The following is a 21,020-nucleotide window of genomic DNA, read 5'->3' on the forward strand; positions in this document are numbered from 1 at the left end:
AATGAACCTAAAAAGTAAAGCCGCCGTCGTCGTTCTGGTCATCCCCGGCGGCTATCTCCATTTTGTGGAGCTCCTCAGCCGGCATACCCTGCACGTAGGGGTGAGGCTCGCTGCCATGATAGGACATGAAAAGATCGCGGCGGCTTCTCGTAGCGCCGACGAAGAACAGACGCCGGTCTATGTCCGGGTCTTTCCAGAACCTGGTTTCCGGGGTCAGCAGGGGTAAAAACACGGTGCGGAAATCCAGCCCTTTAATGCTGTGGTACGTCATCACATAGACGACGGGCCGTGCATCCGAATCCTCGAGGGAACCATGACCATTGCCCAGGTACTGGAGACACACGCCTGCGGCCGCATCAAGGAAGTCCTGATTCACGGCAGAGTAATCGTACTTTTTCCAGGCGTCGGGAGGAAAATGCGGTAGGGACCGCCCGTCCTGACCGGCAACAAAACGCATGAAGTGCTGGATTACCAGGTGGTCGGGCAACACGATGACACACGGATGTCCCGTTTCGGTGAACCGTTTCGCCTGGTGCCATACCCAAGTCATTTCCGCTTCCCACGAGTCCGCATGCGCAAGCGTCACCTGGATTTCCTCCATCCGTCCGGAGGTTGCGGTCACAATATTATTGTCTGGCAGTATGTTTCTGACCACATTGATGATTTTTCTGGTCAGCCTGTACACCATTGGCAGCTTCATCCTGTCGGGCTGCAGGATCGATTCGATCTTTCCGGCGCGGCTCCCGCTTTCATAAATGCTCTGGGCGTCATCCCCGCCCACTAGCAGTCTGTCCGCTTTTTTGCGGATGACGCCAAGAATGCTCGCGGGCACGTCCTGCACCTCATCGACCACCACGAGATCGTAGTGCCGGTTGTCCTTGTTGACGAAATGGAGGTAGGTCATGACCGGAATCCGCGGGCGGAATTCAGGGGCGAGCCCGGAGCGGATCAGGTCCACCAGGGCGCGCGTAAACACGACGATGCATACCCTGCTGTCCGGGTTTTTCTGCACGTAGCCCTGTATGGCGTGTACTAGCAGAACCGTCTTCCCCGAGCCGGCAAAGCCCTCGACCCATTTTGGCTGGTCGCCAATACTGGCACATTGCCGCAGTACGTTCTGCTGCGCCTCATCCAGCCTTCTGAGTGGCACCATCCATTCCATGTCAGTACTCCCCGGACGGGCCAGGCTGGTTATCGGGAGAACTGATGCTGCCGGCGAGGTTCTCGTAACGGAACCCGCGTGAAGCTTTCTTCGGCTGCGTCCTCTTCTCGAATTTTTCGATCGCGGAGAGCACGCTTTCCTTGCCAAGTGCATTTGCTGCGAGCCGGAACCGCGGGATGTCAGTGCTGTCCAGCTCCGCGTCTTCCATTTCCTGTCTGAAAATATCGAATGCACGCTGCAGATATTCGGCGCCCGTAGGATCGCCCTGCGCCATCAGGTGCCGGCCGTAGGCTACGAGGGCGGCCGTATAGTCGGGATCGTGCCCTAGGCATTCCAGCATCAGCTGCTCGTACGCGGGCATGTTCCGGATCCGGTGTTTGTCCAGCGCCAGGTTATACGAGGTTAATGCGGACGGTCTTCTTTCATATGCCGTTTCCGACCATTTATGCGAACTTTTCGTGTCGCCGTCCATCGAGTAGCAGTAGCAGATGGTGGTTGAATGGTCAGCCTCGCTGTCGAGGCGCTCCACCACTTCCAGCAGCTCGGCTGCAAGCCGCCAGTTCCCTGCGGCGATCGCGGCGTTGGCATATGCCAGAGTAACGGTGGCTGCCGGGCGGCCCTTCCCCTCAAGAACGGAAGTATTGAAAGCCTGCCTGGCTTTCAGCATCCTCAGGACTTCCTCGGTCATCTCCTCGTTGGCCAGCGGATTCTGGAACTCGCCAGTCTGTCTGACACCGTTCGCCTCGGCGACGACGCGCAGGATCTTTTCCCTGCTGACCGACCACTGGATACTGACGTACTCACCCTCCCGGAAGCCCTGGCTTCCCGCTGGTGCCCTTAGCTGCATGATTCCGACAGGCCTGCTTGCGTTCCCGGAAAAAAACGGCAGTTCGACTGTTTTCTGCCCGGACCTGATGACCCGCAGCTGCTCTTGGAGCAGTCCTTCGGAGGGGACGGGGGAACAGGCCCTAACCACAGGCTCGAGCCTCTCTCCGGCGGTCATGACATAGATGGTTTCGCTGGTGATCGGTCTGATTGGGTCGATCCCTGCGCCCCGTGTAAACAGGGTGTACAGGGCCGCTCCCTGCGAAACGTGGGCACGCAGATCCCTTGGAGTGATGCTTTCGACGTTACGTCCCAGATGCCGTGACACATAGTGGCGTATCACGGGGTTTTCACAGCTGCCCCCGATGAACAGCACCACATCGATGTCGTCCCTGGTCAGTTCCACCTTTTCCAGAGCGTTGTCGATCGGCTGCAGCACATCAATGATTTTGCTGGCGCCGGGCGGGCTGCCGGGCTGACCTGCGAACGCAGCCATGATGCCGGCGAACTGGTCCAGCCTGATCCGTGGCTCGCCGATATGCCACTCCTTCCCTGCAATACTGAAAGGCATGCCGGGTTTTGCCGTCACCGTGGTGCCCGCGTTTTTCAGATCCTCGACCGTTTTCCAGCCTTTTTGTTCAGCAAGTTCGCAGCAGGCGATTTTCAGCGTTTCGGCGATGGATTTCAGCCGCGGCAGTACCTGCTGTTCCAGCTGCGTTGTGGTAAAGAAGTACTTGGCCACGTTTTCGCCGCCGCAAAGCTGGGGCAGCAGCACCTGTTCCACAATGGCCCGGTCAATGTCATCTCCACCCAAGGCCCAGAACTTCGAAATACCCAGGTTGCGCGACAGGACGGATTCCCTTGAAACGCTTACTTCAAGGATGGAAATGTCGCAGGTGCCCGCACCAAAGTCGAACACGATCACATTGCGTTTTCTGGCCTGCACGGCATCGACCAGGCGTGCGCCCGAGCTGCGGCTTTCCATGTCGACGAGATAGCTCAGAAACGCCGCGTTGGGTTCGTCCATCAGGCAGATTTCGCTCTCCGGAATACCGGCAGACGCGAGGGCGGCAAACAGGTCCCGGCGCTGGTTGGCTTCAAAGGACGCCGGAACCGTCACCGTATAGTAGATCTGCGCGGGGAGACCATGCTTGCAGACATATTCCCTGATGCCGTCGCACAGGAGCCCAAGAAAAACGGCAGCGGCCTGCTGTGGCTTCTCGATGGTGTATGCAAACTTCCCGGCGGGCAGTGCGGTGCGGCTGTAGACCGGGCCCAGATCGACGCCCAGTCCCATCTTGAACGACGTCCAGACTGTCTCGTTACCGGCCAGCTCCTGCCTGAGCCTGGCGGCGCCGACACCGAACAGCAGCTTCCGGTTGTGCCAGGCCAGACAGGTATCCACAAGCGGCGAGTGGATCTCGCGTCCCAGCTCGTCCAGCTGCCTGATGTCGAGGGCGGTGGTATGCAGTCCTCGGCCATCCCTGCCCACTGCGGCAATGCTGGCAACGCTGGTTGAGGTGCCAAAATCGATGCCCACATAGGTAGCCGAACGCATCTTTCTAAGGACGTCCTCCTCGAGGATGGTGCCCGCCCGGAGCCAGTGGACGGGGACCCCAGTCTGCGGGTCATCCGTGTCCGCCCCGGAGGCTGCCGGCCCCGTCCCGTCTTCTTCACCCGGGCCTGTTTCACCGGATTCCACGGCATCCTGTTTGTCGCCGGCGCTCTGGCCGTTCTGTAAGCCGAGCATGCGCACCATCAGTTCACGGTGCAGCGCTTCTCCCTGCCCGATACGTGCAGCATCCGCGCCCAGCACCCTGAGGAGACGGATGATAGAGTCGACGTCCCGCAGCTGCTGTCCCAGCTCGGTGCCCGAGGTCGGCTCATGCGCGTAATGGTTGCGAATGTTCTTCAGTTCGATAATCAGGTTCAGGCCACGCCTGTAATCGAGCCCTAGCGTCCTGTCAGAGATTGCGCGCCAGTTTCGCTCAAGCAGGTTCAGCAGGGCAGCCAGATCAAAATCCCGCAGCACCGAAAACTGCCTCTGTTCCGCTACCCTGGTCTGCTGCACCGTCAGTTTCTCCATGACGGTTTTCTGCCACCATGACGCGCCACCGGTTGCGGGAAGCTCCTTTTCCAGAAAGTCCACGACACTCTGGGTCAACCGGGATAAATACTCCTGCACTGTCATCATCATAGCGCTTTCGTTTAATGCGGCTTCAGGTGCTGCATGCTAACTACGTCCCGGAATAAGCAGAATTCCGGCTCAAGCCCGTTCGGTTCCCGGCGGGAAACGGACGTTCGGCCCATATACTTATTATAGGTATTATTTTCATTGCGCAATATCGATTTCGCGGGAGTGGACACCGGCTTCAGCAAGGCGTGCCGGTTCGCAGCAGCCAAGGCCATTCGGGACTGAACGGCAGACGCGCCGGATTCGCCTGTTTTCGATGGGCTGTAAATACGGGTGTGACCGGTATCGCAATACCGGATTCGATTATCAGGATGCGATGGCTGCCCACCGGGCCTGCTGCGCACTCCCGGCCGGAATGCCAAAGCAGGCAGGGCCCTGGCCGGTATCCGCACATCGATGCTGGCCCGTGGGCGGTCCGGCGGCCGGACACGGGGACTCCATCATCTTCCGGCGGGGCGCCAGAGGGGGCCACGGCGGCAGCGTACGGACAGGCGGAGCATACGGTAACAACTGATGCCGCGTTCCTAAACGGATCGGGCAGCAGTGACGGCGTGACGCGCCGTAAGCAGAGATGCAGGTGAGGGTACGGTTCATCACGGGCATAAAGGAAGGGCGCGTGATCCCCTAGCCTCGCGGGCAATGGACGTTGCGTAATCGTGACGTCCAGCGACAGCAGCAGACATCCACGTGATTCTCGGTTATCCTGATCAAATCGTGCATGTTGGCAACATAATCAAATTGATGAGCTGGTTTTGCCGGACATCGCTATCGGAAAAGCCGAAAAGAAGCGGTAAATACAGGAGTGTCACAAGAATGTCAGAACTAGAAACCCGGGTGGACACAGTCAGTGGCATGCAGCTGTCGGGATCCACGCCACACTGGGCGGTTAACAACCGTATCTGGAAATACTCGCTCCGCGCTTCTTTTCAGGCGGTCGCGCTGCGGACTGGTCAGAGCTGCCGAAACGGGTGTCGAGACTGTTTCTGAAGGCGGAGAGCAGGTATTCGGTTCCTCATGTTGCCGAGGCGCGGGCCAGGGAAATAGCCGAAATTATCAGATTCGGCAGGCGTTCGAGCTCATCATAGACTGAGTGTCGTAACAGTTTCCCTTGCGCGACATGGAAGCCTGCATGCCGAACTGCGCAACCAGTTTGCGGTAATCATCTGAGCAGTACTGCGTGCCGCGGTTAGAGTGATGAATAAAGCCAGGCGCTGGGCGCTTGCTGCGCACTGCGCGCCACAATGCCTGTGCCGTCAGATCCTGCGTCATGCGCGGCCCCATCGCATACCCCACGAGTTCGCAGGTGAAGACATCCTTCACACCAGCAAGATAAAGCCATCCTTCATCCGTCATGACGTAGGTAATGTCAGTGACCCACACTTCATTCGGCCGTGTCGGCTCGAAGGTTTGTTTCAACAAATTGTCCGTTACCGGAAAGGCGTGGCGCGAGTTTGTGGTGGCCTTGAACCGGCGCTTCTGTTTGCAGCGAAGGCCAAGCTCCTGCCGCAGTCTGACGACTCTGTCCCGCCCTGTACTGAAGCCCCGGGCGACTAGCTCTGGTTGCAGCCGCAATGGCCCGTACGTCTCGCGGGTCTGCACATGAGTAGCCTTGATCGCAATCTTCAATCTCTCATCGTCTTGCGCGCGCTGCGATGGTGGACGATCGTGCGCTGCGTAGAACCCGCTGCGCGATACGTCGAAGACGCGGCACAACAAGCCAAGCGGGTAATCGAGTCGCACAGATTTTATGAACGCGTACCGGGCAGCGACTCCCTCGCAAAGTACGCGGTGGGCTTTTTTAGCACTTCCTTCTCCATGCGCTCGACGGCCAGTTCTTTGCGCAGTTTTGCCACCTCGGCTTCCAGCTCTGACACGCTTCGACTGCTAGGTGGCGCTGTCGGATCTGTACCTCGCTTAGCAGCGGCAACCCAATTCGCCAGCGTCCCTTTTGGCATGGCGATCCGCTTAGCCGCTTCGTCCAACGTGAGGCCCTGGGCCAAGACCAGCTTCACTGCTTCGGCCCGGAACTCCGGTGTGTATGTCGTCAATTTCATGCTTTCACTCCCCCTCGATGATTTTATCAAATGGAAGTGTCCGAAAAAGTTAGGTTACCTCACAGTAGACTGACCGTTAATTGCAGTTTTGGTGGCGGTCGCGCTGCTGGTGGAGGGAATGCAGGTCCACGCAGCGCGGCTTTGGCGCCGGCAGTCGGGTACACAGTGTACGTGAGCGGCGCGCGATACCAGTGCTGACGTCATGACCGACCGTTGATTGCAAGACTGATTGCTCCCTGGCGATCCTGGCGATCCTGGCGCTGCTGGCGGCTTGGCCTTGCTGACACGGCCGAGCCCACCTACACTGGTGTCCCCTCAACCTTACTGCCAGCCCATGCACGAGATCAACCGCCCTTACTGCCCTGACCCTGACACCGCTGACTTCCTCTACAAGAACTACCTGCTGCTGAGGACAGCGCCGCCGGCGATCTCGAAATGGGCACGCCAGCTAGCGCTCGAAAGCCTCGCCTCCTGCGAGCATTCCTGGCGCGTCATCGGAATCAGCGAGGAGGCGCTGCGCGAGATCGCCGAAGCCGGCAAGAGGACGACCCAGCAGCGTGGGCACTGGTACCCAAGGGAGACGCGCTACGGACGACTTTTCGGGGAAGAGCAGTTGGACCGCGACGCTTTCATCAAGTTCTTCTTCGAGCACGACACCACGGTGATCCTCACCAAGGCCCAGAACAACAAGGATGGCGACCACAGCACCTGGGGCAGGATCATCCCGGTCGAGGAAGGGTTCTTCCCGCTGCGGGGATACATCTTCGGGGTGCGCAAACGCAAGGAAGTGCCATGGGCCAGGGAGCGGGTGGCCGAACTCGACGCTGGCGGCTGAGCGGCTACCGGCGCCGTGGCGGCAAAATCCTGCCTTTCCGACTCGCGGCATAACGGTGGTGACGACCTCGCGGAGAATGTGTGCACCGCCGGAAGCGCCGGCGGCGACCACCAGGAGAATCTCATGCCAAAATCCGCCACCCCAGCTGCCAAGCGTCCAGCACCGAAGACGCCCGTGACCAAGGAAGCCGTCCAGCGCATCCAGCGCAGCACCGCTGCCGCTAATGGAGGCCAACAGGCACCATGGGTGAGGCGCCTGCAGAGCAAGGCTGACAAGTAGGGGCAGTAACGTCTCCAGCGCCGGCTGGCGCCGGCGGTGCCAGCCGGGGTATCCTTCCGGCTCAGCTCCTCGAACGGCCTTCATCCCATGATCATGACCATCATCCTCAAGGCTTTCGAGCGAATGCACGACCGGAAGATCGCGGGCGTCATCGCCACGGTAGGGCGCGAATTCGTCTCCGAGCGGACCGTGCGCAACTGGCTTGGTCGGGTGACAGCTCCCGACATCCAGGTGCTCAAGCAGATCGCGGCCGACAGTCGCGAGAAGCTGCGCACGAACCTCGATGGGAAAGCCTGGCCGCCCGAAGAGAGTCTGGCTTTCGTTGATGGGCTACAAGCCTGCCCCGGCTTCGTGAGCAGCTTTGCCTACGGCCTCCAGAATCGATGCGACCTGTACCCGGCGTTCGTGCAGCTCGCCGGCCAGATCGACCAGCTGGAGCAGCAGCTGGCCGAGCACCGCGCCAATGACGATGTCCGGGGCTGGACCCAGACGCTATTGGACGCAACATGGATCCGGGACGAGCAGCTGGAGGATCCGGATACCGGTGCCAGCGCCGAGTACACCCGGCAGCAGTTGCGCGAAGCGCGATCCTGGGGAGAGCTCGACCACCCAGCCGCGGTGTTCGTTCTCAACACACTGTTCCAGCTGCTCGCGACACTCGACTTGGAGTTCGGCTCGGTGTACTTGGCTGACTGGGAAGCCACGCCCTTCTTCGCGGCCCTACTCCCTCGCTTGAACCCTCGTGTCGACCTGTCCGGGGGGACATCAATCCGCACCACGCGTAACCTCTATCACTACCCCACCAGGCGCCTACTCGATGCGACCGCCTGCATGCGCATGATGCGTGAGAGCCCTTGCAAGAAGTGGCCCCAGCGAGTCCCGGCCGCGGACAAGATGGTTCAATGGCTCCAGCTGCGCGGCCGTGGAAATCTGGCGAGCAATGTGGGGAAGTGGCGCAGCGGGCGGCCGCTGACTGCCGAACGGTTCGACGAACTCTGGGATGCTTGCTTCGATTTCGGGGAAAAAGCTGACCGGCCGTCCGCGCCCATACCGATGCTGTTCGCTGCCACGCTTTTTACTGAGCTATTCGTCCAGGGAAGTCTGGCCAAGCGGAATATGATCTTCATCAGCCCAGACCCTGCGTTCTATCTGCACTGGTGGAAGATCCAGCGCCAGACGCTGGAAAGCGGCCCGCAGCCGCCCCGCTTCGGCAAGAAATCATGGATGCCTGCACTGTCGAAATAGCGGCGGAAAGGCTTGGCCGGACCAAGCACTTTCACGCGCGTGCCGGCAGCGCACAGCGACTGACCGCTAAATTGGAATTTTGTCCGTGTTGGGCCCGGCCGGACGCGACCGCTGCACGCAGACCAAGACAACGTCTGCAACCGGCCAAGACTGTGTAAAAGCGCTGGCCGGGGCGAAGTTCCTGCCGAACTCGGCCATCCAAAACGGCCGCCAGGGCATTTTCGGGGAGTCGGCAATAGCAAACCGACCCACGAAAAAGTACTGATTACGTGCCTATTCGCCCGGCCAAAAGGCCGACAATCCCCAGGGCTGGCGCAAATACCCAGGCGCCGCTGAATGCGGTGCCGAACATTGCGATGCCGACGCTAGCGCCGCCGAGTGCGCCAATCGAAGCAAGCGTGGCGCTCCCGGCAATGCCACGTTTCAGGTTGTATTGGCCCCTAAAGTCGGCAGGCGGGATCTCGACGGTTGCTATCGCCTCCTGCACGATCTTTGCCGCTGCCTTATCAAGTGAGCGCATGGTCGTCCCTATGATTTCCGGTAGTGTTCAGCCACCGAAATAAAAGCCTCGGCTGCGGATTCCATCAGTGTGGCCTGCTCGGCATCGTGCCTCTGCTGCATGTTGGTCGCTTCAGCCTGCATGTTCCCCAAGATGTTTGCGACCTCTGCACCGAACTCGGCCGAGGTCGATAAGGTTGCGGACTGGCCGACGCAGTCGCGTAATAGGGACTCGGACAGCCTGTCCATGACCGTTTCCGCACGGCTGACCATCGCGCGCTCATGTTCAAGATTCGCTTTAGCTTTCCCGACAATCCTGTCGCGGTGCGCGTACTCCTGCTCATATCCTTTTTTCGCACCCCACAACCTGCCAGCGAACTGCGACCGCGTCTCCTCGGCGGCCCCAAGCTCCCTGTGTGCCGAGGCCAACTCCGCTTCCGCCGCCACCAAGCTGCGCTGAGCGTCGCGCCAAGCCACCAAGCGGTCGGCATCGATTCCGGTTGCGGTGGCAAAACGATGCAGCATGGCCAGCGAGTCGCCTAGGGCGTGCGTCGTAAGGAGCGTACTCCACGAGGCGCACAGCGCTTTCATGCTCCTGCCAACCGCGTCGGCGGCGGCAGTAAAAAACGCGTGTTCCTTTTCCTGGGACGCCGCCATGGCCGCGCGCACTGCTTGGCGCGCGGCGAAAGTCTCTGCTTGCGGCATCCGACGGGGACGACTCGCTGTTTCGTGAGGCATTAGCATCGTTGCTGGGAGCGGTAGTTGGAGTAAGGAACCCCTTGGGGCGTAGCCTAGTGACACAATGGCCACAGAAGGTCTTATGGCATGGAACTATATCATGAGTTTCTAGTTAGAAAGATGAACCGGTTGTAGTCGCCCTTGCTCACGCGCCCGTTGATGGCCCCCCTAGAGCTTCAATTCGCCAGTATCCATGAACTTGTAAGTCTCGACAGCCAGCTCGACTGGTTTTTGCTGAGCATGGGCCGACACAGTCGCGTCAACCAAGCGTGTTTCCGTGATTTCACCGCGGTTAACTTTTCGCAGGTCTGGAGGAATTGGCTGCTGGCGGAAGTACTTTGCTTCTTCTCGTTTCGGAGATGCTCCCATACGTGCCGCGAAAACGGCACGGCGAGCTCCTCAAGGCTTACGAGCTATTCATGTCCAACTCAAGTAGCGATCTGGCTAGGGCGAACTTGTAGGAGGCGACATTGCGGCCGATAATGGCCCTCCAGTAGTTCTCGAGGATCGGCATCGTTTCCGTAAAAAATGAGCTTGTCATCGGTCGAGCCTGTGTTCGGCCGCGCAACCCGCAGCCACGGTCTGATGGAGGATGCCTAAACGAAAGCAAAATCCCTAGCATCCGGCAACGGCCGACCATATGTGGCACGGTCTCGGGTTCATTTAGGTGGCGTTCGAGCCGCATGTTTCTTAGTGAACCGAGACCGTCTGGTTTGGACCGACGGCGTTTGTCATTAGGCACCCTCTGTACATGAGCATAAGTGTTAATTCACCTTAAGCTTTACACATGCCCGCTAAGTCGATTCTGATGGCAGATGAATCGTCCTCGCAGATGGGTTACATAGGGGTTACACGGAGCACAGATAGCAAAAAGCCCAGCCATGAAGGCTGGGCTAAGTGCTTGATTTTATTGGTGCCGACTGCAGGACTCGAACCCGCCACCTGATGATTACAAATCAACTGCTCTACCTGATGAGCTAAGTCGGCATGTTCTTTAGAACAACGATTATACGCTATTTGATCCGAGTCAAGGTCGGACGTCCGCCTTTCTTGGGGGGCTCGTCGTCGCCACTTGGCGCAGGCGGCGGCACATCGGCCACCACTGGCGAATCCACACCCTTCGACGGCACTGCCGACAAGGCCGGCGCGGTTCCAGCGGTATCCGACGCTGGCGCGGAATCTTCAGGCGCCGCCCCTACCTCGAACGCCATCCCCTGACCATTTTCATTAGCATAAATTGCCAACACATTGTGCACCGGAATATAGATCTCTCGCGAGACGCCATTGAAGCGTGCACGGAAGTGGATCGCGTCATTGTCCATCTTCAGCCCCGACGTCGCGCCGTAGCTGATGTTCAGGATGATCTCGCCCTTGCGCACATACTCCATCGGCACCGTCGTTCCCCCATCGACCTTGACGGCGATATAGGGTGTGAAGCCGCTGTCCGTGCACCATTCATAGATGGCGCGCAGCAGGTAGGGTTTGGTGGAGATCTCTGCCATAGTGGTGTTGTCCAGGAATACAGGCTGTCACGCCAGTCTACCGGATCGCCACGAGGGCGTCCAAGGACCGGCGTTGTGAAACTATCAAGCAAACAAGGGCGGGAGAAACACATCCCGCCCAGGCACATCAACGGCGCATCACTTTCTCGGACGGGGTCAGCGCCTCGATATAGGCCGGACGCGAGAAGATACGCTCCGCATATTTCATCAGTGGCGCGGCGGTCTTCGACAGCTCGATGCCGTAGTGGTCCAGGCGCCAGAGCAGCGGGGCGATCGCCACGTCCAGCATCGAGAACTCGTCACCCAGCATGTACTTGTTCTTGAGGAACAGCGGAGCGAGCGTGGTCAGGCGATCACGGATTTCCGCACGCGCCTTGTCGTGGTTCTTGTCGTTCGCCTTGTTGCGCTCGCTTTCCAGCGTGTGCACATGGACGAACAGCTCTTTCTCGAAGTTGAACAGCATCAGGCGGGCACGGGCGCGCATCAACGGGTCGGCCGGCATCAGCTGCGGGTGCGGGAAGCGCTCGTCGATGTACTCGTTGATGATGTTCGATTCGTACAGGATGAGTTCGCGCTCGACCAGGATCGGCACCTGGCCATACGGGTTCATGGTCGAAATATCTTCCGGCTTGTTAAACAGGTCGACGTCGCGGACCTCGAAGTCCATGCCTTTTTCGAACAGGACGAGGCGGCAGCGTTGGGAGAATGGGCACGTGGTGCCGGAGTAGAGAACCATCATGGTTTATAGTTCCTTAAGAAACAAAGGGGTGTAGCGCAGAGCACTCACCCCAGAGAAATGATTGCCCGTATTATAGCCAACCGGGCAATGAAAGCGAATTACTTCACTTCTTTCCAGTACGATTCGTTCAAACGCCAGGTCAAGAAGACGAATACGGACAGGAACAGCAGCACGATCACACCAAGCCGTTTGCGGGTATTTTGCGCCGGCTCGGCCATCCACACCATGTAGGCGACCAGGTCGGCAGTGGTAGCGTCGAACTCTTGCTGGTTCATGGTGCCGGGGGATACCTGCTCGAAGCCGGCGAACTTGTGCACCATCTTGCCTGGCTCATGCGGATCGGCTTCCTCGGCGAACTTGGCGACCCGTACGCCCTGCTGCTGCCACATGGCATGCGGCATTGCAACATTCGGCACCACCATATTATTCCACCCCGTTGGGCGGGTTTCGTCCTGGTAGAAGGTGCGCAGATAGGTGTACAGGTAGTCGGCGCCCGAGCCGGCCGGCGAGGCTTTCGCACGCGCGATCACCGACAAATCCGGCGGCACCGCGCCGAACCAGGCTGCGGCATCTTTCGGGCGCATCGCCGTCGTCATCATGTCTCCGACTTTGTCGGCAGAAAACAACAGATTGTCGCGAATCTGGTCTTCCGACAGGCCGAGGTCGCGCAGGCGATTATAGCGCATCGACGTTGCGGAGTGGCAATTCAGGCAATAGTTGACGAAGATCTTGGCGCCATTTTGTAGCGACGCCAGGTCATTGCGCTCCGGCGCCCGGTCCAGCGGAATGCCGCCTTCGGCGGCGAAAGCCAGTCCCGGCACCAGCGCCAGGACTGCAATCAGTTTCTTTGCAAGCAATTTCATGTCGTGTCCTTGTGCTCTTGTCCGGTGATCAATGCGGGGTGAAGGTGACACGGGTCGGCACCGGCTTGAAGGTGCCCATCGTGCTCCACCACGGCATCAGGAGGAAGAACGCAAAGTAGGCCAGCGTGCACACTTGCGAGATCAGCGTGAAGGCGGCGGTCGGCAACTGGGTGCCCAGGTAGCCGAGGGTCACAAACACCAGCGCGAACAGGGCATACACCCATGTGTGCCAGTTCGGACGGTAGCGCAGCGACTTGGCCGGCGAGTGGTCGAGCCATGGCAGGCCGGCGATGATCATCACCGACGAGCCGAACAGGACCACGCCCCAGAATTTCGCATCCAGCACCTGCGGCAGCATGCCGATGATCAAGACCAGGCCGACCACGGCAATGACTGCCTTGGTGCGGAAGGCCAGGCGCGATTTGAGCCAGATGAAGGCGACATACAGGGCGATTGCGCCCATCAGCACGTACATGAAGTCGGCCGTGGTGGCGCGCAGCACCGAGTAGAACGGCGTGAAGTACCAGGTCGGCGCGATGTGGGCCGGGGTTTTCATCGAGTCGGCCGGCAAGAAGTTGTTGTACTCCAGGAAGTAGCCGCCCATCTCGGGTGCAAAGAACACGACCGCCGAGAACAGCAGCAGGAACACCGACACGCCGAACAAATCCTTGGTGGTGTAGTAGGGGTGCGACGGGATCGCGTCGAGCGGATGGCCGTCCGGGCCCAGGTGTTCCTTGACTTCGATGCCGTCCGGGTTGCTCGAGCCGACTTCATGCAGCGCCGTCAGGTGGGCGGCCACCAGGCCGATGATCACCAGCGGCAGCGCGATCACGTGGAAGGCGAAGAAGCGGTTCAGGGTGGCGTCCGAGACGACGTAGTCGCCGCGGATCCACAGCGACAGGTCTTCGCCGATCACGGGAATCGCGCCGAACAGGTTGACGATCACCTGGGCGCCCCAGTACGACATTTGCCCCCATGGCAGCAGGTAGCCGAAGAAGGCTTCGGCCATCAGGCACAGGAAGATGCCGAAGCCGAACAGCCAGACCAGCTCGCGCGGCTTGCGGTACGAGCCGTACATCAGCCCGCGCGCCATGTGCAGGTAGACCACGATGAAGAAAGCCGAGGCGCCGGTCGAGTGCAGGTAGCGCACCAGCCAGCCCCACGGCACTTCGCGCATGATGTACTCGACCGAGCCGAAGGCCAGCGCGGCGTCCGGCTTGTAGTGCATCGTCAGGAAGATGCCGGTGACGATCTGCAGCACCAGCACCAGGGCCGCCAGCGAGCCGAACAGGTACCAGACATTGAAATTCTTGGGGGCGTAGTACTTGCCCCATTGATCGTTCCACAGCTTCGAGGCGGGGAAGCGGTCGTCAACCCAGGCCAGGGCTTTCTCGGCCACCGGTGCGTCGGCGGGTAGCGTGGTCTCCTTGAATGCACCCATTTTTATGCCTCGCCTTTCTCGTCTTTGCCGATCACCAGCTTGTTATCGGAGAGATACATATACGGAGGGACATCCATATTCGTCGGCGCCGGCTTGTTCTTGAACACGCGCGCAGAGAGGTCGAAGGTCGAACCGTGGCAGGGGCACAGGAAGCCGCCCGGCCAGTCATTCGGCAGGTTCGGCTGCGGGCCGGAAGCGAGGCGCGAGGAGGGCGAGCAGCCCAGGTGGGAGCAGATGCCGACCGTCACCAGCACTTCCTTGTGCTCGGCGCGCGACCGGAACGGGTTCTTGGCGTATTCCGGCATCGGCAGCTGGAATATCTTGTCGGAGGCGGGATCGGCCAGTTCGCCCTGGTCCTTCTCGAGGGTGGCCATCATTTCAGGGGTGCGGCGCAGGATCCAGACTGGCTTGCCGCGCCATTCGACGACTTTCATTTCACCGGGAGCGACGTCGGAGATGTCGACTTCGACCGGGGCTCCCGCCGCTTTTGCGCGTTCGGAAGGCTGGAAGGTGCTGACCAGGGCTCCCGCCGTGGACACGCCGACCACGCCACCGGCCGCGCACGTCGCGACCAGCAATCCGCGTCGGCCCGAATCGACCTGCTTTTCATTACTCATACCAACCCCACTCCGTGAATATACGAATTTTAAGAATTAATAGCGAGCTTCCAGCATCCAAAATTATATGTGAACGGCAATACCTGAGGGAAAAAAATTGTCTGGGCTACATGCTTTAGAAAAAACGGTCTTTTGTGCTGTTGCAGCATTTGACTGAAAAACAGTCTCCAGAGCCTTCGGGTATCATGCAAAATGCTGTATCAACAACAATGAGGGAGCCCCAACATGGCGATGATGGAAGAGTTCAAGAAGTTTGCGATGCGCGGCAATGTAATCGACCTTGCCGTCGGCGTGATCATCGGCGGCGCCTTCGCGCGCATCACCGATTCGCTGGTCAAGGACATCGTGATGCCACCGCTCGGCGCGATGCTTGGTGGCCTCGACTTCGCCAATTATTATATTCCGCTCAACAACCAGGGCTATAACCTTCCCTTAGCGGAGGCGCAGAAGGCTGGCGCTGTGTTGGCATATGGTAATTTCCTGACCATCTTGCTGAATTTTATCCTGTTGGCATTTATCATTTTCCAGATGGTGCGCATCATTAACCGCCTGCGTGGCCCGGTCGAAGAGGCCAAGCCGGCTGCACCTGTCACGCCAGAAGATATTGTCCTGCTGCGCGAAATCCGGGATTCCCTCAAAAAGTGAAAGACGATATCGTCCGCGAACTCCGGCGTACGCACCCCGTACGGCGCTTCTGGTTGCTGTTCGCGCAGGCAGTAACGATTGCGCTGGCGGTCTGGTTCGTCGTGGCCGCCCTGCGTCCCGACTGGCTCGAACGCAAGCCCGAGTCGGTCGCGGTCGGCACGCCGGGCAACCCGGTGCCAATGCTGCAGGCACCGTCACGCGCGGCGGCCGGGAGCTTCCGCGACGCCGCCGCCAAGGCCATGCCGGCCGTGGTGAATATCTACACCAGCAAGGCGTCGCGCCAGTCGCATCCGCTGCTGAAAGACCCATTTTTTCGCCGCTTCTTCGGTGACCGTGCGCCGCCCGACGAGCAACTGGCGAGCCTGGGTTCCGGCGTCATCGTCAGCAGCGACGGCTATATCCTGACCAATTTCCACGTGATCGAGGGGGCCGACGCGATCGAGGTCGGCCTGGCGGACGGCCGCAAGGCTTCCGCGCGCCTGGTCGGCACCGATCCCGAGACCGATCTCGCCGTGATTCGCGTAAGCGAGCGCAACCTGCCGGTAATGGTGCTGGGCGATCCCGAGCAGGCACGCGTGGGCGACGTGGTGCTGGCGATCGGCAATCCTTTCGGTGTCGGCCAGACCGTCACCCTGGGCATCATCTCGGCCCTTGGCCGCAACAACCTGCATATCAACCATTTCGAGAATTTCATCCAGACCGATGCCGCCATCAATTTCGGCAACTCGGGTGGCGCGCTGGTGGATACCGACGGCCATTTGTTGGGCATTAATTCGGCGATCTATTCGCAGACTGGCGGCTCGGTCGGCATTGGCTTTGCAATTCCCGTTTCCACTGCCAAGATGGTGCTCGATTCGATCGTCACGCATGGCAGCGTGGTGCGCGGCTGGATCGGCATCGAATCGCAAGACATCACGCCCGAGCTGGCCGACAGCTTCGGCCTGGCCAAGCGCAGCGGCGCCATTATTGCCGGCGTCGTGCGCGGCGGGCCAGCCGACCGTGCTGGAATCTTGCCGGGCGATATCCTGGTGGCCGTGGGCGGCGAACCGGTCGCCGATACCAGCGAAATGCTGAACCTGATCGCCCAGCTCGCGCCCGGCGCCAAGGCGCAAATGACCATCCTGCGCAAGCAGCGCGAAACCACGTTCGCCGTGACGGTGGGCCGCCGCCCGCGTCAACCGCAATAAACCCCTGTTACCGAATCCCTGAACCACCATGCACTTGCGCGACCTGACCCGATACCTGACCGAACTGAGCGAAAACAATAACCGGCCCTGGTTTCTTGGAATAAGCCGCGTTACGACATCTTGCGTACCGAGTTCGAGGAAATGGTCACCGAATTGATCAAGGCCCTGACGAAATTCGACAAGCAGGTAGCCGCCTGCAATCCGAAGAAGGCGATGTTCCGTATCCATCGCGACACCCGTTTTTCGAAGGACAAGACACCGTATAAAACCCGCTTCTCGGCCGGCATTACCCCGCACGACAAGCGTCGTCCGAGCGCGGGCGGCGGTTCGACCTATTATTTTCAACTCGAGCGCGACGGTACGCTGGGCTTTGGCGTGGGCGAGTACCTGCCGCCGGCGCCGCGCCTGAAGGCGATCCGCGAGCATGTCGTCAACGATGCGACGGGTTTCGCCAAAGTATTGAAGAATAAGCATCTTCGCGCCACCTACAATGACATGCTGGAAGAGGACAAGTTGCAGCGTCCACCGAAGGGTTTCGATCCCGATCACCCGCATGTCGATTACCTGAAACTGAAAAGCTTTTTCGTGTGGACCGAGGTGAAACTGGACCTGAACGCACCGGATCAACTGGTGCCGCGGCTGGCGCAAGGATTCCAGGACGCCTACGCGCTGGTCAGCTGGTTGCGCAGCGTGCCCGAACCGCAAGACGAAGCGACAAGCTAATAGAGGAGGGCGACATGGCCTTGCATCACGCAGTATCCGGCGAAAAGATTGCTTTGCAACGCGGCGACGACGACATCGCCCATTTCACCTCGGTGGCCCTGGTCAAGACCGAGCATATGGAACTGATCCGGCTGGTGTTGCCGGTCGAACGGCCGATTCCCGAACACCGGGTCGATGGCGAAGTGACCATCGTGTGCCTGGAAGGCGAGATCGCGGTCGATGCGCATGACAAGACCACCAACCTGCAGCCGAGCGAGATGGTCTACCTGGCCGGCGGCGTGCCGCACACGATCCGCGCGGTGAGCGATGCGGTGGCCTTGATGACCATCCTGATGGGGCCCGTACGCTCGGGCGGGCCGAGCGACGACCCGAGCGGGGCGCCGCCTCAGTGACTGGAAGCGGTGGTTTGCGGCTGGACTTGGCTCCCCGCCTGCGCGGGGACGCCGTGCATCGGTAGCGGGGCGTTGTCAGGCCATAGTCCGCAGCATCCAGACGTCATCCCCGCGGGGGCGGGGATTCAAGTCAGCATGAACAGCCGCGTGCATTGACCGCAGCGACACACACACGCCAGATCATGCCAATTCCACCCGCGGATCGCGCGCCAGCAACTGCGCCGCCATCTGCGCCGCGTCGACGCCATCGAACAGCACGCTGGCCACCGCCTCGGTGATCGGCATGTCGACGTCCATCCGGCGCGCCAGTTCGCGCACCGCCTTGGCGCACGGCACGCCTTCGGCCACATGGCCCAGCTCCGTCACGATCGTGGCCAGCGCCTTGCCTTCGGCCAGCGCCAGGCCCACGCGCCGGTTGCGCGACAGGTCACCGGTGCAGGTCAGGATCAGGTCGCCCATCCCCGACAGCCCCATGAAGGTGCCCGGCTGCGCGCCCAGGGCCAGTCCAAGGCGGGTGATCTCGGCGAGGCCGCGCGTGATCAGGGCCGCGCGCGCGTTCAGGCCCAGGCCCAGGCCATCGGCGGCGCCGGTGGCGATCGCCATCACGTTCTTGACCGCGCCGCCCACTTCCACGCCGACCAGGTCGTCGTGCGAGTAGACCCGCAGGTTGTCGCCATGGGCCGCCGCCACCACGCGCTCGCGCAGTTCGGCATTCGCGGACGCCACCGTCAGCGCGCATGGCAGGCCGCGCGCCACTTCCTGGGCGAACGAGGGGCCGGACAGCGCCGCCCCCGGCACGCTGTCGCCCAGCACCTGCGCCACCACTTGGTGCGGCAGCAGGCCGGTGCCGGCTTCGAAGCCCTTGCACAGCCAGACGACGTTGGGGATGGCGCGCCCGCGCAACTGCTCCAGCAGCGGACGCAGGCCGGCCACCGGGCAGGCCAGGATCAGAAGAGGCGCGCCTGTGTCAAGTCCGGACGCCACGTGGGCCAGCGCCGCCTCGAAGTCGGCGCTCACGCGCAGCGACGCAGGCAGCGGATGGCCGGGCAGGTAGGCCCGGTTGTCGCGCGCCGCGTCGGTGTCCGCCATCTGCTGCGGATTGCGGCCCCACAGCAGCACGTCGTGGCGTGCTGCCAGCGCGATGGCGACGGCGGTGCCCCAGGCGCCGGCGCCGAGGACGGTGATCTTGGTAGTGGGTTTATTCTGTTGCATGAAACTCCTGGAGTGGATTTACAGGCCCCAGACGTCCGAGACCTTGATATAGCCGTCGACGCCATCGCGGTGGCGCACGCGCGCCCAGACGAGGGCCGTCGGATCGACCAGTTCAAGCAGGACGCCCTTGTCCGCGGTCATCAGGACGGTCGACGTCTCGGCGGGGCCCGCATGCACGCGGCTGCCGGGCTTGCGTACCAGCACATTGCGCCGCGCCGCCAGTGACTTCGCCGGGGTCCAGGCCACGTCGCCATTCGCATCGCGCACCTTGACCCAGTCGCCATAGGCGATCATGACCTCGAGCGGCATGCCGGGCGGCGCCTTGTAGAGCTTGTTGCCCTTGGCCGACGGCGTCTCGTACAGGATTGCCGTGGCGGTACCGACCGTCTTGAAATCGAAGGCGAACGCGTTCGGAGCGGCCAGCACTGTCAGCGCGAACAGCTGGGCACCTGCAAGAAGTCGGGGAGAAAGCATGGCGGGCCTGATGGTGGGTGAACCGCGACGCCGGAGGGCTGGCACGGACGCGGCCTTGGCCGCGTCCGTGAAGATGATGCTTAGTTTGCCGGTGCGGCGGCAGCTGCTTCGGCCATGGCCTGCGCGCGCTGCTGGTAGAACGCTTCGAAGTTGATCTCGGCCAGGTGCACTGGCGGGAAGCCGGCGCGGCTGATCACGTCGGCGATGTTCGCGCGCAGGTACGGGTAGATGATGTTCGGGCAGCCGATGCCCAGCAGCGGATCCATCTGCTCGGCAGGAATGTTGCGGGCTTCGAAGATGCCAGCCTGCTTGCCTTCCACCAGGAACGCGACCTTGTCCTTGACCTTGGCGGTGACGGTGATCGTCACGGTCGACTCGTAGATGCCTTCGGCGATGCTTTCGGCGCCGACGTCGAGCGACACTTCGATTGCCGGCGCTTCCTGTTCCAGGAAGATCGAAGGCGAATTCGGTTGCTCCAGCGACATGTCTTTCAGGTAGACGCGTTGGATTTGGAATACTGGTTGCAGAGTTTCGTCAGACATGGAACGCTTTCTAATAATAGTGAGGAACGGCTGGCCATCCCGGGTGCTTGGGTCAAACGCGACGACAATTGTAGCAAAACCAACTTGGAAGCAATAGCGGCTTCTCGGCCCGCCGCCGCGTTCAGCCCAATAAGCTTACTCGCCCTTGAGCATCGGGTCCAGGCGTCCTGCCTGGTCCAGCGCATACAGGTCGTCGAAACCGCCGACATGCGTGTCGCCGACATAGATTTGTGGAACGGTGCGACGGCCGGTGCGCTGCATCATGATCTGGCGCTGTTCCGGGTCGAGGTCGACGCGGATGCGTTCGATGTCATGCACGCCCTTGGCTTCGAGCAAGCGCTCGGCGCGCACGCAATAAGGGCAGGCTGCGGTGTGGTAGAGAACGACGTGGGCTGTCATGATGAATCCTTTCGTGTCTGCCGGGCCCGACAAGCGGGCCGGCGGGTTTACTTGGTGACCGGCAGGCCTGCAGCCTTCCAGGCCATCAGACCGCCTTCCAGGCTGTGGACGTCTTCGAAACCGGCCGCCTGCAACTGGCGCGCGGCCTTGTCGCCGCGTGCGCCGGTCTGGCACACCACCACGACGGTACGGTTCTTCGACTTGTCCAGTTCGCCGATGCGATTGCCCAAGTCTGCCAGCGGGATGTGTTTCGCGTCGCGCAGGTGGCCTGCCGCGAATTCTTCCGCGCTGCGTACGTCGACCACGGTGGTCTTGCCGCGGTTAATCATCTGCGTCACCTGCAGCGGCGTCGCGCGTTTTCCGCGCGGCGCCAGTGCCGGCCACAGCAGGGCGGCGCCGGAAATGACGGCGATCGCCACGATGAAAATATTATCGAGTATGAAATTCACAAGGG

At 60.9% G+C, this 21,020-nt stretch carries 20 protein-coding genes, 1 tRNA gene and 2 pseudogenes; 7 read left to right on the forward strand and 16 right to left on the reverse strand.

Annotation, left to right across the window (positions count from 1 at the left end; genetic code table 11):
• Positions 1–7: 7 nt before the first annotated feature.
• From AC56KW_RS19415 to AC56KW_RS19425, 3 genes and pseudogenes are all read right to left on the reverse strand, one after another.
• Positions 8–1,162, reverse strand: a complete 1,155-nt coding sequence (locus tag AC56KW_RS19415) for a 3'-5' exonuclease (RefSeq protein WP_497172315.1) — start codon at positions 1,160–1,162, stop codon at positions 8–10.
• Position 1,163: 1 nt separating this feature from the next.
• Entirely contained in the window at positions 1,164–4,184 is a 3,021-nt protein-coding gene (locus AC56KW_RS19420) for an Hsp70 family protein (protein WP_497172316.1), read from the reverse strand.
• A gap of 1,071 nt (positions 4,185–5,255) precedes the next feature.
• Positions 5,256–6,235: pseudogene (locus AC56KW_RS19425) on the reverse strand (IS3 family transposase); the annotation flags it as partial.
• Between the two features lie 334 nt (positions 6,236–6,569).
• Between AC56KW_RS19425 and AC56KW_RS19430 the strand changes: the two are divergent.
• The 3 genes from AC56KW_RS19430 (at position 6,570) to AC56KW_RS19440 (ending at position 8,594) form a co-directional block, all read left to right on the forward strand.
• A complete protein-coding gene (locus tag AC56KW_RS19430) occupies positions 6,570–7,070 on the forward strand; it encodes a hypothetical protein (protein WP_497172317.1) in 501 nt (166 codons plus the stop codon).
• 123 nt (positions 7,071–7,193) lie between these two features.
• Positions 7,194–7,349 carry a hypothetical protein gene (locus tag AC56KW_RS19435; protein WP_497172318.1) on the forward strand — a complete coding sequence of 52 codons (156 nt, stop codon included), beginning with the start codon at positions 7,194–7,196 and terminating at the stop codon, positions 7,347–7,349.
• A gap of 87 nt (positions 7,350–7,436) precedes the next feature.
• Positions 7,437–8,594: a hypothetical protein gene (locus AC56KW_RS19440; RefSeq protein ID WP_497172319.1), complete on the forward strand. Its 1,158-nt coding sequence runs from the start codon at positions 7,437–7,439 to the stop codon at positions 8,592–8,594.
• A 265-nt stretch (positions 8,595–8,859) separates the two neighbouring features.
• Here AC56KW_RS19440 and AC56KW_RS19445 read toward each other — a convergent pair whose 3' ends face one another.
• The 8 genes from AC56KW_RS19445 to petA form a co-directional block, all read right to left on the reverse strand.
• The gene (locus tag AC56KW_RS19445) at positions 8,860–9,114 is read right to left on the reverse strand and encodes a hypothetical protein (protein WP_497172320.1); all 255 of its coding nucleotides are present in this window, start codon (positions 9,112–9,114) and stop codon (positions 8,860–8,862) included.
• Positions 9,115–9,122: 8 nt separating this feature from the next.
• Positions 9,123–9,749 carry a hypothetical protein gene (locus AC56KW_RS19450; RefSeq protein ID WP_497172321.1) on the reverse strand — a complete coding sequence of 209 codons (627 nt, stop codon included), beginning with the start codon at positions 9,747–9,749 and terminating at the stop codon, positions 9,123–9,125.
• A 992-nt stretch (positions 9,750–10,741) separates the two neighbouring features.
• Positions 10,742–10,817 (reverse strand) — tRNA-Thr (locus AC56KW_RS19455).
• 26 nt (positions 10,818–10,843) lie between these two features.
• Positions 10,844–11,332 carry a ClpXP protease specificity-enhancing factor gene (locus tag AC56KW_RS19460; RefSeq protein WP_497172322.1) on the reverse strand — a complete coding sequence of 163 codons (489 nt, stop codon included), beginning with the start codon at positions 11,330–11,332 and terminating at the stop codon, positions 10,844–10,846.
• A gap of 127 nt (positions 11,333–11,459) precedes the next feature.
• Positions 11,460–12,071: a glutathione S-transferase N-terminal domain-containing protein gene (locus AC56KW_RS19465; RefSeq protein WP_005663771.1), complete on the reverse strand. Its 612-nt coding sequence runs from the start codon at positions 12,069–12,071 to the stop codon at positions 11,460–11,462.
• A gap of 98 nt (positions 12,072–12,169) precedes the next feature.
• Entirely contained in the window at positions 12,170–12,934 is a 765-nt protein-coding gene (locus AC56KW_RS19470) for a cytochrome c1 (RefSeq protein WP_497172323.1), read from the reverse strand.
• A 28-nt stretch (positions 12,935–12,962) separates the two neighbouring features.
• Complete coding sequence (locus AC56KW_RS19475; RefSeq protein WP_497172324.1) at positions 12,963–14,375, reverse strand: cytochrome b; 1,413 nt, start codon at positions 14,373–14,375, stop codon at positions 12,963–12,965.
• Between the two features lie 2 nt (positions 14,376–14,377).
• Positions 14,378–14,992, reverse strand: coding sequence for a ubiquinol-cytochrome c reductase iron-sulfur subunit (gene petA, locus AC56KW_RS19480; RefSeq protein WP_497172325.1), 615 nt, complete (start codon positions 14,990–14,992; stop codon positions 14,378–14,380).
• 225 nt (positions 14,993–15,217) lie between these two features.
• On the opposite strand from petA, the gene mscL reads away from it, so the two are divergent.
• From mscL to AC56KW_RS19500, 4 genes and pseudogenes are all read left to right on the forward strand, one after another.
• Positions 15,218–15,637, forward strand: coding sequence for a large conductance mechanosensitive channel protein MscL (gene mscL, locus AC56KW_RS19485; protein WP_497172326.1), 420 nt, complete (start codon positions 15,218–15,220; stop codon positions 15,635–15,637).
• Entirely contained in the window at positions 15,634–16,824 is a 1,191-nt protein-coding gene (locus tag AC56KW_RS19490) for a Do family serine endopeptidase (protein WP_497172327.1), read from the forward strand. Before mscL ends, AC56KW_RS19490 begins: the two co-directional genes overlap by 4 nt.
• A gap of 28 nt (positions 16,825–16,852) precedes the next feature.
• Positions 16,853–17,547: pseudogene (locus tag AC56KW_RS19495) on the forward strand (DUF2461 domain-containing protein).
• Positions 17,548–17,561: 14 nt separating this feature from the next.
• Positions 17,562–17,939 (forward strand): cupin domain-containing protein, encoded by a 378-nt coding sequence (locus AC56KW_RS19500; protein ID WP_497172328.1) that lies wholly within the window; start codon positions 17,562–17,564, stop codon positions 17,937–17,939.
• A 180-nt stretch (positions 17,940–18,119) separates the two neighbouring features.
• Here the strand turns inward: AC56KW_RS19500 and AC56KW_RS19505 are convergent, their stop codons facing one another.
• From AC56KW_RS19505 to AC56KW_RS19525, 5 genes are all read right to left on the reverse strand, one after another.
• Positions 18,120–19,151, reverse strand: coding sequence for an NAD(P)H-dependent glycerol-3-phosphate dehydrogenase (locus AC56KW_RS19505; RefSeq protein ID WP_497172329.1), 1,032 nt, complete (start codon positions 19,149–19,151; stop codon positions 18,120–18,122).
• An 18-nt stretch (positions 19,152–19,169) separates the two neighbouring features.
• Positions 19,170–19,625 carry an SH3 domain-containing protein gene (locus AC56KW_RS19510; RefSeq protein WP_497172330.1) on the reverse strand — a complete coding sequence of 152 codons (456 nt, stop codon included), beginning with the start codon at positions 19,623–19,625 and terminating at the stop codon, positions 19,170–19,172.
• An 80-nt stretch (positions 19,626–19,705) separates the two neighbouring features.
• Entirely contained in the window at positions 19,706–20,167 is a 462-nt protein-coding gene (secB, locus tag AC56KW_RS19515; RefSeq protein WP_137172500.1) for a protein-export chaperone SecB, read from the reverse strand.
• Positions 20,168–20,302: 135 nt separating this feature from the next.
• Entirely contained in the window at positions 20,303–20,566 is a 264-nt protein-coding gene (grxC, locus tag AC56KW_RS19520; RefSeq protein ID WP_005663754.1) for a glutaredoxin 3, read from the reverse strand.
• 47 nt (positions 20,567–20,613) lie between these two features.
• Complete coding sequence (locus AC56KW_RS19525; RefSeq protein ID WP_497172331.1) at positions 20,614–21,015, reverse strand: rhodanese-like domain-containing protein; 402 nt, start codon at positions 21,013–21,015, stop codon at positions 20,614–20,616.
• Positions 21,016–21,020: the final 5 nt, after the last annotated feature.

The organism is Telluria sp. RT2P19, from assembly GCF_059685725.1.